Origin of the sequence: Streptomyces sp. NPDC058145 (genome assembly GCF_042884245.1) — a bacterium.
Taxonomy (GTDB): Bacteria; Actinomycetota; Actinomycetes; order Streptomycetales; family Streptomycetaceae; genus Streptomyces.
This window is the reverse complement of sequence record NZ_JBHVUH010000005.1, coordinates 267126-279644: the sequence shown is the minus strand read 5'-3', so window position 1 is coordinate 279644 and position 12519 is coordinate 267126. Positions and strand designations below refer to the sequence as shown.

The window sequence follows — 12519 nt, the reverse complement described above, 5'->3', positions numbered from 1 at the left end:
ACGATCACCAGGTGACGGCCGGTCGAACAATCATTGCGCTTTGTATTGACGGTGTCTCAGGGCGACCCTAGCCTTCCGTGCTTGAGAGCGCTCTCAAGGCACTGGGTTCCGGGCTCTCCGTCACAACGGCCTGCGTATGAAAGGTCGGCTCGTCACCTGCTCAACGGCCCGCCGTACCTGTCGGCTCGGGCCGTCCGTACGCCTCGCCCCGTGCTGAAGGGTGCTCCCATGTCAAGAGACAGTGTTCAGCCGTTAAGAGCGGTGTCGTGGTCCTCGCCCTGGCGGCGGGCCGCGGTGTTCGTGGCTCTCGCCGCCCTCCTCGGGGCGGTCCTGACGGTACTCGACTCCGCGAAAGCCGGCGCCGACACCGTGGGTGCGGGCAGTTACACCACCACGGCGCCCGGACCGCTGCCCTCCGGCTGCGCGGACCTGTCCACCAACCCGCGTCACTGGGTGACCGCCAACGCCCCGGCCGGCGCCGTCCCCACCAACGACTGGTGGTCGTCGATCCTCTGGAAGCGGACCAACTGCGCTTACGGGGAGCCCCTGTTCGCCCAGCCGCTCGGCTTCCGGGCCGGGCCGGAGGGGCTGGGCGTCTCCTACAGCACGAAGCCGACGATCTCCGGCAGCGGCAAGGGCGTCGGCGAGTACCACTTCGAGTACAAGGAGGACTTCGTCGCCGGCGTCTCCGGTCTGGCCGCCCCCGAGGTGAAGGTCGACGACTGGAGCGACTGGACCGTCAGCCCGTACCTCAGCGACGGCGCGCACACCCTGCGGGCGACGATCGGCTCAGGCCTGCCCTTCGCCTACTTCCGCGCGAAGGGCGGTGACGCGCGGATCAAGGCCGCCTCGGACGCGACGGTGGACGTGTGGTCCCACTCCGGCTCGACGCTCGGCTACTCGGTCAACGGGCACGACTACGTCGCCTTCGCCCCGGCCGGCGCCACCTGGTCGGTCAGCGGCTCCACCTTCACCTCCTCGCTCGCGGGCAAGGACTACTTCTCGGTGGCCGTGCTGCCGACGACGCCGTCCACTCCGGCCGCCGACCGCACCGCGCTCGCGGACGCGTACGCCGAGTACGCCCACGATCCGGTCACCGGCACGGCCGTGTCCTACCGGTACGACGAGGCGAAGAGCACCGTCACCACCACGTACCGCTACACCACCGACGTCCTCGAGGGATCGGCGACCGGGACGGTAGCGGCCCTGCTGCCGCACCAGTGGCGCCATCTGTCCGACGGCGACCCGTTGCCGCAGACCTACGTCTCCTCCCGCGGCCCGCTCAAGGTCCTCACCGGCGTCACGTCCTTCACCACGACGATGGACTTCCACGGGGTGCTGCCCGAGATACCGGCGGTCGCCGACAGTTCCGGCGCCGACGCCGCGACCCTGCGGGACTACCTGAACGCCGAGAAGGCCGACCCGACCCGTCAGGTGAGCGACGACACCTACTGGACCGGCAAGGGGCTCGGGCGTGCCGCGCGCCTGGCGGAGATCGCCGACCAGACCGGCGACACCGAGGTGCGCGACGCCGCTCTGTCGGCCATCAAGTCCAAGCTCACGGACTGGTTCACGGCCTCGCCGAACAAGACGGGCCACCTGTTCTACTACGACGACAAGTGGGGCACGCTGATCGGCTACCCGGCCTCCTACGGGTCCGACCAGGAGCTGAACGACCACCACTTCCACTACGGCTACTACGTCGCCGCCGCCGCGACCGTCGCCAAGTTCGACCCCACCTGGGCCGACGCCGATCACTACGGCGGGATGGTCGACCTGCTCATCCGGGACGCCGACAACTACGACCGCGCAGACAAGCGCTTCCCGTTCCTGCGGGACTTCGACATCTACGCCGGCCATGACTGGGCCTCCGGCCACGGCTCGTTCGCCGCGGGCAACAACCAGGAGTCTTCTTCCGAGGGGATGAACTTCGACAACGCCCTCATCCAGTGGGGCAGCGCCACCGGGAACAAGGCCGTCCGGGACGCCGGCATCTACATGTACACCACCCAGGCCGCCGCCATCGAGGACTACTGGTTCGACGTCCACGACCAGGTCTATCCGGAGGGCTTCCAGCACAAGGAGGTCGGCATGGTGTGGAGCAACGGCGGCGCCTACTCGACCTGGTTCTCCAGCGCCCCCGAGCAGATCCAGGGCATCAACCTGCTGCCGGTGACCGGCGGACACCTCTACCTGGGTGACAACCCCGCCTACGTCAGGACGAACTACCAGGAGATGCTGGACCAGGCCGGCAAGACCCAGCCGGGGATCTGGCCCGACATCTGGTACGAGTACCGGGCCCTGGGCGACGGCGACGCGGCTCTGGCCGACTTCCGCGCCCACGGCTCCCTCACCTCCGAGGAGGGCGAGAGCAAGGCCCACACCTTCCACTGGATCCGCAACCTCGCCGCGCTCGGCACCGTGGACACCGGGGTCACCGCCGACTCCCCGCTGAGCGCCGTCTTCGTCAAGAACGGCGAACGCACCTACGTCGCCGCCAACACCACGGCCACGGACAGCACCGTGCACTTCTCCGACGGCACCACCGTGCAGGTGCCCGCCGGGAAGACGGTCACGGCCGGCGCCCACACGTGGAGCGGCGGCAGCGCACCGGGCGGCACAGACCCCACTCCGACGCCGACCCCGACGCCTTCGCCCACCGGTGGGACCGGTTCGTCGCCCACGCTGTACCCGAGCGGCGACGGGACGCTGGCCGGTACCGCGGGTGCGGCGGGCTCCGTGACCGTGGCGTCGGCCGACGGCGCCAACCACGACGGCACCCCCTACAAGCCGGTCACCTTCACCGCCTCCGGGCTCGACCTCAAGTACGCCGACGGCAAGACCCGGTTCGACCTCGCCGTCGACGCCAAGGACGTCGTCGGCAACGCGCTCCAGGCACAGGTGTCCTACGACTGCACCGGCAACGGCGCATGGGACCGCGTGGAGACCTACCAGTACTTCGCCACCGACCCCGTCACCGGCTGGGAGCACTACACCGACAAGACCGGCACCACCTCCACCACCGGCACCCCCTGCGACCTGAAGAACGGAACCGTACAGGTCAAGATCTGGAACGCCCTCGGCAACACCCCCACCACCCTCGGCACCGGAGAACGATCGGTCCTGCGACTGCCCTACAGCTGACGAACCGCGCGCCGGCGGTGGTGGGTTCGCCCGCCACCGCCGGCGTTCGCCCGCATTCTTGACGGTTTCATGACGCGGGTGGCCGCACCCTTTGCGGCCGGGCCGGTGTCCTACCCGGTGTCTCTGCCGGGAGTGAGGATTGGAGTGCCATGGAAGGCACCGCCGTCGCAGTGGTCGTGGTGGCCGCTCTGCTGCTGATCGTGCTGAAGAGCGGTATGCGCGTCGTCAACCAGGTGGAGCGTGGTGTGGTGTTCAGGTTGGGCAAGGCCCTGCCGGCGCACCGACAGCCGGGCGTCACCTTCCTCATTCCGTTCGCCGACCGGATGCGCAAGGTGAACGTGCAGGTCGCGACCATGCCGGTGCCCACCCAGGAGGGCATCACACGGGACAACGTGTCGGTGAAGGTCGACGCCGTCGTGTACTTCCGGGTGACGGATCCGGTGCGTGCCACCGTCGAGGTGCAGGACTACGTCTTCGCCGTCGGGCAGGTCGCCCAGTCCTCCCTGCGGTCCATCATCGGCAAGAGCGATCTGGACGATCTGCTCAGTGACCGGGAACGGTTGCACGAGGGGCTGGCGCTGATGATCGACAGTCCGGCCGCCGGGTGGGGCATCCACATCGACCGGGTCGAGATCAAGGACGTGCAGCTCCCCGAGTCGCTGAAGCGGTCCATGTCGCGGCAGGCCGAGGCCGAGCGTGAGCGGCGGGCCCGGGTCATCACCGCCGACGGTGAGTTCCAGGCCGCGCAGCAGCTCGCCAACGCCTCACGGATCATGTCCGACACCCCGGAGGCCATGCAGCTGCGTCTGCTGCAGACGGTCGTCGAGGTGGCCGCCGAGAAGAACTCCACGCTCGTCATGCCGTTCCCGGTGGAGCTGCTGCGGTACTTCGACCGGGCCGTAAAGAAGATCGACGTGGAGATCGGGGAGAAGGGGCAGGAGCGGCGCGTCGTTCCGGAACAGCAGGCGCCGGAAGAGGAGCAGCAGGCGTCCGAGGAGAGGCAGCAGGCACCCGAGGGGAAGCAGCAGGCGTCGGAGGGTGTGGAGCAGGGCTGAGCCGCCCGGGCCGGCCGGTGGCGGAGCGGCGCGGGACAGGCTCTAGCATCCGGGCATGACTGCTACCGACCACAACGGTTCCGTGCTGGACATCGAGATCGGAGCCCTCCAGGGCGGCTCCGCCAATCTGCCGGGCTACGCCGGCCAGGCCGTGCTCATCGTGAACGTGGCCTCCAAGTGCGGGCTGACCCCGCAGTACACGGGTCTGGAGCGGCTGCAGGAGCGGTACGCCGAGCAGGGCTTCACCGTGCTCGGCGTCCCCTGCAACCAGTTCCTCGGGCAGGAGCCCGGCACCGCCGAGGAGATCGCCGAGTTCTGCTCGGCCACGTACGGGGTGACCTTCCCGCTGACCGAGAAGGTCGAGGTGAACGGGGAGGGGCGGCACGCGCTGTACGAGCGCCTCGTCGGTTTCGCGGACGGCGAGGGGCACAGCGGCGACGTCCGCTGGAACTTCGAGAAGTTCCTGATCGGCCGGGACGGCCAGGTCGTCGCCCGGTTCTCGCCGCAGACCGAGCCGGAGGCGGCTGAGGTCGTCGCGGCCATCGAGGGACAGCTGGGCCAGTAGTTCTTCCGAGAAAAGGACCGGAAGAAGGACTGGATGGGCGCGCCACTCAGGTGCGTAGAGCCCTCTCGGCAAGGACGGCGACTGGTCGAGAGGGCTCCGTGAGTGACGCTTGTGCAGTTGTCGTCGAGCGACGCCTATGCGCGAGGGGCAGAGAGAGCCCCCTATGCCTTGACCGAGGCGACGAAGTCGTTCCACGCCTCGGCGGGGAAGGCCAGGATCGGGCCGTCGGTGACCTTGGAGTCGCGTACGGCGAGTTCCGCGGTGGTGGGCGACTTGACCTCGACGCAGGCGCCGTTGCCCGCGGAATAGGAAGACTTCATCCACGTCTCCGAAGCGCCCTGAATCAGTGCCATGTCCACTCCTGTTGCCAGTTGCTGTAGTGCGGTTCACGCCAACCTTGTCTTCTGATTGGCGTGATCGACGCTACCGGGCAACTGCCGCCTGCGGAGTAGTCGTTCACTCAAGCGGATGGCATATTCCAGGTGAGTCTTACGCTGGAGTGGACCAATGGTGTACGATCCCGCGCTTCTGTGAAGCATGGCTCAGTCGGCGTACTCCTTGGCCACCTTCGCGATGAGTTGCCGGGACTGTTCCACATTGAGGGACTGTGCCCGCAGATGTTCGTACATCACGGCGTACTTCTGCACGTCCGGCGCCTTCTCCAGGTACAGGTCGCTGGTGACGCCCTCGAGGTAGACCACGCTCGAGTCGGCCGCGTCGGTGAACTCCAGGATCGCGTACTGGCCGTTGAGCCCCGGATGCGCGCCCACCTCGAAGGGCAGCACCTGCACGGTGACGTGCGGCAGCTGGGACATCTCGACCAGGTGCTCCAGCTGTTCGCGCATCACCAGCCGGCTGCCGACGACCCGGCGCAGCGCCGCCTCGTCCAGCACCACCCACAGCCGCAGGGCGTTGCCCTCGGCGGTGATACGTTCCTGTCGCCGCATGCGGACCTGCACGCGCTTGTCGATCTCGGCCGTCGACGTCTCCGGCAACGCGCCCTGCACCAGGGCCTCCGCGTAGGCGCGGGTCTGCAACAGGCCGGTGACGAGCTGGGGTTCGTACACCCGCAGCGACTCGGCGTCGGTCTCCAGGCCGATGTACACGCTGTACGGGATGTCCCCGAACGTGTGCCACCAGCCCTGCTGGCGGGAGTCACGGGCCATCTCCATCAGCGAGTCGACGATCCGCTGGTCCTCGACCTCGTACACCCCGCACAGATCGCGGACATCGCGCTGACTGATGCTTCTGCGGCCGTTCTCCAGCCGGCTGATCTTCGACTGCGACACGAGCAGCCGCTCCGCCACCTCTTCGGCCGTCATGCCCTTGAGCTCGCGGAGCCTGCGCAGCTCCTGGCCCAGCCGGCGCCGCCTGACGGTGGGATTGACATTGGACGCCACGGGACGTGCACCTCCGGCTGCCTGCCTGTACTGACCACTTTGCGTATCTGCTGTTGAGCAGACTGCCACCAAGGTGCTTTCCACCGCTGGGAAACCGTGGATATGCAGCGCGTACGCACCGGTTCGGGCGCGGTTCGACGCTCCGGACACGGCCGAGCGGGGCGGTGAGACCACACGGATCTCATCGCCCCGCTCGAACCAGCGGCTCCCGTAACGGGTTCGGGGACTGCGTACCGGTGTCGTGGGGACCGGCGGTGCGGCTCAGTGGGTCACGGCGCGCGCCATGGACCCGCGGTGCGGCTGCATCGGAACCCCGCGCGCGGGTTCCGCCGCGCCCCTGGCTCCGGGCCCCGCCGGGCGTGCGGCCGTGGCCGGACCGCGCCTCGGCTGGGCCACCGCGCCGTTCTGCACGTCCATCACGGCATGCGCCACCAGCCCGCCCATGGGGTCGTGCCGGATCAGGTCCCGTAGCCGGGAGCGGGAGGATCGTCCCTCGTTCCCCGGATACAGGTGCTTGCCGAGCCCGACCGCGTGCGCGAGCGCGGCGAGCGCCGCGGTCCGCGGGTCCGGCGGTACGCCGGTGCGGATCGCGTTGTCCAGCCGGGCTCGGATCTCCCGGCTCATGGTGGTGTCCGTCGCCTGGTAGCGCGTCGTCGGCAACACCCCGCACATCTGGCCCGGTACGGCGGCGACCATGCCGCACCGCTCCAAGTGCGATAGATAGATCTGGCGGAGCCCCAATCGCGGCCCGCCGATCCAGTGGACCGCACGCACGGGAGCGCCACGCCTTCGCAGCAACTCCAACGCGCAGTCCAAAGTCGGATCTCCAGTCGGCCGTGGCACCACCACGGCGATACGATCCCCGTCTGGGGCTATCCGTCCGGCCAGCGCCAGCTCCACTAGCTGTGCTCCGGCCAGACCGAGGTCGAGCGACTGCGGCTGTGCAGTGGTACCCGTGGCCGGGTCCAGTGCCAGCAGCAGAAGCTCCTCCGGAATTGTTCTGCGGCTCCTGCCCATCCATGCCTCCCCGCGTGGATGAATGACAGGGTGACCCCTCTCACATTGGTCTGTCGAGAGCACGTGACCGGTTCGTGAGGGAACCGGCAGGTATGTCGTTCTCGTCTACCGCAGGGGCCAAGTCCTCACACAGGACACTGGTACATGGTTCGGACAGGGCGCGCGAGTGTGCGTGCGGCGCATGGAGGAGGCATCGGTGGCGGGCGAGTCCCCCGACAGGTCGAAGCAGCGCGAGTCGTCGGCGGAACCGACGCCGGGGAGCGCGGGTTCGGTTCCCGAGGCACGCGATCCGCGTCTTGCGGTGTCCCGAGAAAAGGATTCCTCGGGCGCCGTTGACACGGCGACGAAGATCCTTTCGGTGCGGGACGCAAAGACCGCCGACGACTCGGAGGAGTCCGAGCCTCGGAAACCCGAGGAGGACCAGGACTCCGATCTCCGCGAGGCGGTCTCGGCCTGGATCCGCTCGGCCAAGAACCCGGAGACGGAGTCCGGCTCGGAGGACACCGGGACCGCGCAGGGCGAGGGCGCCTCGCCGGCGGACGAGGACACGGAGACCGGGCTGGGGCCTGACGCGGACAACGACGCCACCGAGGACGAGGCGTCGGCCGCGAGGGACGCCGACGCGAAGTCCGACGCGGAGGCGGAGACGAAGTCCGAGGCCGGCACCGGGGCCAAGACGGCTGCCGGGGCGGGCGCGAAGACCGGCACGGGCTCGGACGCCGACTCGAAGGCGAACGCGGACGCGGAGACCACCACCGACGCGAAGGCCGTAACAGGCGCCGGCACGGGCGCCGCTTCGGCGCACACCGACACGGACACGGAGCCCGGCACCGACGCGGGCCGCAACACCGGTCAGAAGGCCGGTACGGGCTCGGACGCGAAGGCGGACGCCAACACCGCCGCCAAGGCCGCCACAAGCACCCGCACGGGCGCCGCTTCGGCGCACACCGACACGGACACGGAGCCCGGCACCGACGCGGGCCGCAACACCGACCAGAAGGCCGGCACCGGCTCGGACGCGAAGGCGGACGCCAACACCGCCTCCAAGGCCGCCAAGGGCGACGACGCGAAGGCCGCCACAGGCGCCGGCACGGACGCGGCCTCGGCGAACGCCGACGCGGACGCGGAGCCCGGCACCGACGCGGGCCGCAACGCCGGTCAGATGGCCGGTACGGGGTCGGGCGCGAAGGCGGACGCCGGCGACGGCGCGAAGGCCGCCAAGGGCCCGGACACGGCTCCCACGAACACGGACACCGGAGCGAAGGCCGCCGCGGCCACCGACCCGAAGGCGGCCAAGGTCGCCGGCGCGAAGGCCGCCGCGGCCGCCGCCAGGGCGGCGAAGGCCGCCGCGGGGGCGCGTGGCACCGCCGGCGAGCCGAAGGACGGCGAGGACGCCCCGCAGGAGCCACCCGCGGCCGAGGGCGAGAGCCGCACGGGTGGTGCGGGTGGGAAGACCGCGACCGCCGAGGGCGAAGCCGAGGCGAAGGGCATCGACCAGCCCACCACCGCCTTCAAGGCCGTACGCCCGAAGAAGCCCGAGGTCGACCAGCCCACCACCATGCTCAAGCTCGGCTCGGCCAAGCCGAAGCCCGAGCCGAAGCCCGAGCCCAAGGGCGAGACCAAGGCCAAGACCGAGCCCAAGGGCGAGACCAAGCCCCCCACCCCCGAAGCGGAGCGCACCAGCCAGTTCGTTCCGCTGCGCAACTCCGACCTCACCGCGCCCACCAGCGCCCTCCCACAGGTCGGCCCCGAGCGCACCACCCAGCAGCCGCTCCCGCCGAAGCCCCCGCTGGACCTGCTGGCGGAGCTGACGAACACGCCCCCACCGCCGGAGACCCCGGTCCGCACGCTGGTCCGCCGGGTCAAGATCTGGACGCCGCTGGCCATCCTCCTGGCGATCGTCTTCGCGGTCGTACAGGCGATGCGCCCGCTCCCGCAGCCCACCCTGGACCTCACCGCGAAGGACTCCTACACCTTCGACGGCGGCAAGACGGACATCCCGTGGCCGGCCCAGGGCCAGGCCGCGCTGGACGTCCAGGGCATCGGTACGTTCGGCTCCTCGGGCACCCAGAAGCCCGTGCCGATCGCGAGCGTCGCCAAGGTCATGACGGCGTACATCATCCTGCGCGACCACCCGCTGAAGAGCGGCGCCGACGGCCCGAAGATCAAGATCGACCAGGCGGCCCAGGACCAGTCGAAGGCGGGCCAGGAGTCCACGGTCGACGTCACGGCCGGCGACAGCATCTCCCAGCGCGAAGCCCTGGAGAGCATCCTCATCGCCTCCGCGAACAACGTGGCCCGGCTGCTCGCGCGCTGGGACGTCGGTTCCGAGAAGGCGTTCGTGGCGAAGATGAACTCCACCGCCAAGGGTCTCGGCATGGCCGACACCACGTACACCGACCCCTCGGGTCTGACCAACTCGACGGTGAGCACGGCCGTGGACCAGGTGAAGCTGGCCAAGGCCGCGATGGAGGAGCCCGCGTTCCGCGAGGTCGCGGCGATGATGTCGTACGACGACCACAAGGGCGTCAACCACTCCAACTGGAACCACCTGGTCGGCCACAACCACGTAGTCGGCATCAAGACCGGCACCACCACCTCCGCCCTCGGCAACCTGGTCTTCGCGGCCAAGCAGGAGGTCGGCGGTGAGACGCGGACCATCGTCGGCGCGGTGGTCCGCCAGCCCGCCGGCGGCTCGGACAACACCATCCTCAGCGGGGCGCTGGACGCGGCCGACAAGCTGATCCGCTCCGGGCAGGGCGCGCTGAAGTCGGCGACGGTGCTGAAGAAGGGCGACGTCGTCGGGTACGTGGACGACGGGCTCGGCGGCCGTACGCCCGTGGTGGCCACGAAGGACGTCGCCGCGGCCGGCTGGTCGGGCCTGCAGGTGAAGCTGTCCTTCGCCTCCGACGTCGTGCCGCACACCGCGACGGCCGGTACCAAGGTCGGCACGCTCACCGTGGGTGACGGCGGTGCCGGTGCGGTGAAGGTGCCGGTGGCCCTGCAGAAGGACCTGGCCGAGCCCGGCTTCACGGACAAGCTGACCCGCCTCGGCTGAGTCGGCCCCGGGCCCGACCTGGCACGCACCCCGTCGACGGAGCCCCTCGGCGGGGTGCGTGCTAGCGTCACGAAACGGGGCAGGCCGACGGTCGGGGAACGAGACCGCGAACTGAACGGGAAACGGCCGGGAACACGAGGGACACGGCCGAGAACAGAAGACGGGACACGGGGAGTGCCTTCAGGTGGCCACAACCGAGCGGACACGCTCCGACGACGCCGATCCGGACCCGGGATCCGGCCCGCGAATACGTCCGTCCACGACTGACACGGACGGTCATCACGCCGGCCACGCGGACAGCCGTCACGAGGACCGCGCCGACGGTCACCGCGACGACCGCGTGGCCCGTCACCACGGCGACCGCGCGGGTGGTCCTGCCCCGGCGCGGCAGAGCCTGCTGCTCATCCGTCTGCGCCTCGCCGTCGAGCCCCTCCGGCAGCGGTTCCTGCGGCACCCCGTGCTGTCCGTCACCGTCCTCTCGGGCGCCCTGCACATCATCTGGTTCTTCACGTTCGCGAACAGTGGCGGCGACCTCGCGGCCCAGGACGCCTGGGCGGAGTTCGTCGGCCGGCACCCGGACTCGGCGTACAACCTGGCCTGGTACGGCGGCATGCACCCGGTGTCGTACAGCGTGGTGTCGCCGTATCTGATGTCGGTGCTCGGCGTCCGCACCACGATGATGCTCGCCGGGACTGTCTCGGCGGGCCTGCTGACGCTGGTCCTGCTGCGCAGCCGGGTGGTGAGGAACCCGCTGTGGGCCTCGCTCGCCGGGGTCCTCGCGTTCGTCTGCAACGCGGTGTCCGGGCGGGTGACCTTCGGGCTCGGCACCATGTTCGCGCTCGGCTCGGTCGCCGCCGTCTTCTGCTGGCCCCACCGGTGGCGCTACAAACGCTGGGCGAAGGCACTGGTGGCCGCCCCGCTGGCCGCGCTCGCCACGATGTCGTCTCCGGTCGCGGGGCTGTTCGTGGGCCTGGTCGCGGCCGCGCTGTTCCTGCAGAAGCGGCGGCCCGGCGCGTGGGCGCTGGGGCTCGCGCCGTCGGCGGTGGTCGCCGTCTCGGCGTGGCTGTTCCCGTTCTCCGGCACCCAGCCGATGACGTTCGGCTCGGTGGTGATGCCGCTGCTGTACGGGCTGCTGTGCCTGTTCCTGGTGCCCAAGGAGTGGATCACGGTCCGGCTGACGGCGGGCGTCTACAGCCTGGGCGTGGTGCTGGTGTGGCTGATCAGCTCGCAGATCGGCTCGAACATCTCCCGGCTGCCGATGCTGTTCGCGGGTGTGACGCTGGTCGCCGCACTCCCCTACACCGTGCCGCGCTCACGCAAGTGGTACGTGACCGTGCTGGCGTTCCTCGGCTTCGCCGGCTGGATCGGCTTCAAGTCGATCGACGACATCGTGCACACGACCCCGACCGCGTCCTGGGCCCGTGAGCTGGCCCCGCTGGTCAACCAGTTGCAGAACGTCGGCGCCGAGAAGGGCCGCGTCGAGGTGGTCCCGGCGCGCTCGCACCGGGAGGCGTCCGCGCTCGCGCCGTACGTCAACCTGGCGCGCGGCTGGAACCGGCAGGCCGACATGGAGCGCAACCCGCTCTTCTACGACGACACCCTCAACTCGGCGAACTACCACGATTGGCTCCAGCGGTGGGCCGTGCACTTCGTGGTGCTGCCGAAGGACAACCCGGACGGCAACGGCGGCGGCGAGCGCGAGCGGACGCTGCTGCGGCGCGGGATGCCGTATCTGCGGCAGATCTGGGGCGACGCCAACTGGCAGCTCTTCAAGGTGACCGACCCGGCGCCGCTCGCCGAGCCGAACGCCGTGGTGGACCGGGCCGAGCAGGGCGAGATGACCCTTCAGGTGCGCAAGCCCGGGCGGATCCTCATACGGATCCCGTACTCGCCGTGGCTGAGCGTCGTCGACGGCGAGGGCAAGAGCCTGAAGCCGCCGCAGGAGACGGACGCCTCGAAGCGCCGGGACGAGGGCACGCCGAGGACGTACGAGAACGTCAACGGGTGTCTGACGGAGACGGCGGAGGACGCGAAGGGCGACCGGTGGACGGTGCTGCTCGCGCCGAAGGCCGGGACGTACCACCTGGCCGCGCCGTACCAGTTGCCGCGCGGCACTCCCTGCCCCGACGAGCTGAAGTAGGTCCCCGGGCCCCCGGCCGGGGGCCCTCACTCTCACTCCGCTGTTCACACACATGAACTCCGATCACCAGAACGAACAATTTTACTGTCTCTTGACGTTCCTCTTCCTTGCCGTGCGTACACCTCCGAAACCAGAGTTCA

8 protein-coding genes are annotated in these 12519 nt (G+C 69.9%); 5 read left to right on the top strand and 3 right to left on the bottom strand.

Going from position 1 to position 12519, the window contains the following annotated elements; genetic code table 11:
* Positions 1-261: 261 nt before the first annotated feature.
* From ACFVVO_RS13725 to ACFVVO_RS13715, 3 genes are all read left to right on the top strand, one after another.
* A complete protein-coding gene (locus ACFVVO_RS13725; RefSeq protein ID WP_390054570.1) occupies positions 262-3144 on the top strand; it encodes a glycosyl hydrolase in 2883 nt (960 codons plus the stop codon).
* Positions 3145-3293: 149 nt separating this feature from the next.
* Positions 3294-4199 (top strand): slipin family protein, encoded by a 906-nt coding sequence (locus ACFVVO_RS13720; RefSeq protein WP_390054568.1) that lies wholly within the window; start codon positions 3294-3296, stop codon positions 4197-4199.
* A gap of 55 nt (positions 4200-4254) precedes the next feature.
* Entirely contained in the window at positions 4255-4764 is a 510-nt protein-coding gene (locus ACFVVO_RS13715; RefSeq protein ID WP_390054567.1) for a glutathione peroxidase, read from the top strand.
* A gap of 161 nt (positions 4765-4925) precedes the next feature.
* Here ACFVVO_RS13715 and ACFVVO_RS13710 read toward each other — a convergent pair whose 3' ends face one another.
* From ACFVVO_RS13710 to ACFVVO_RS13700, 3 genes are all read right to left on the bottom strand, one after another.
* Complete coding sequence (locus tag ACFVVO_RS13710; RefSeq protein ID WP_390054565.1) at positions 4926-5117, bottom strand: DUF397 domain-containing protein; 192 nt, start codon at positions 5115-5117, stop codon at positions 4926-4928.
* A gap of 189 nt (positions 5118-5306) precedes the next feature.
* Positions 5307-6164, bottom strand: a complete 858-nt coding sequence (locus ACFVVO_RS13705; RefSeq protein WP_390054563.1) for a helix-turn-helix domain-containing protein — start codon at positions 6162-6164, stop codon at positions 5307-5309.
* A gap of 261 nt (positions 6165-6425) precedes the next feature.
* A complete protein-coding gene (locus ACFVVO_RS13700) occupies positions 6426-7181 on the bottom strand; it encodes a GPP34 family phosphoprotein (RefSeq protein ID WP_390054561.1) in 756 nt (251 codons plus the stop codon).
* Positions 7182-7539: 358 nt separating this feature from the next.
* Between ACFVVO_RS13700 and ACFVVO_RS13695 the strand changes: the two genes are divergently transcribed.
* Positions 7540-10239 (top strand): D-alanyl-D-alanine carboxypeptidase, encoded by a 2700-nt coding sequence (locus tag ACFVVO_RS13695; RefSeq protein WP_390054559.1) that lies wholly within the window; start codon positions 7540-7542, stop codon positions 10237-10239.
* Between the two features lie 184 nt (positions 10240-10423).
* Complete coding sequence (locus ACFVVO_RS13690) at positions 10424-12379, top strand: MFS transporter (RefSeq protein WP_390054557.1); 1956 nt, start codon at positions 10424-10426, stop codon at positions 12377-12379.
* The last annotated feature ends 140 nt before the right edge of the window (positions 12380-12519 follow it).

Bases quoted from the DNA above. Each gene is read 5' to 3' on its own strand.
- ACFVVO_RS13720 (WP_390054568.1), top strand. From the start codon at position 3,294: ATGGAAGGCACCGCCGTCGCAGTGGTCGTGGTGGCCGCTCTGCTGCTG.
- ACFVVO_RS13715 (WP_390054567.1), top strand. From the start codon at position 4,255: ATGACTGCTACCGACCACAACGGTTCCGTGCTGGACATCGAGATCGGA.
- ACFVVO_RS13710 (WP_390054565.1), bottom strand. From the start codon at position 5,117: ATGGCACTGATTCAGGGCGCTTCGGAGACGTGGATGAAGTCTTCCTAT.
- ACFVVO_RS13700 (WP_390054561.1), bottom strand. From the start codon at position 7,181: ATGGGCAGGAGCCGCAGAACAATTCCGGAGGAGCTTCTGCTGCTGGCA.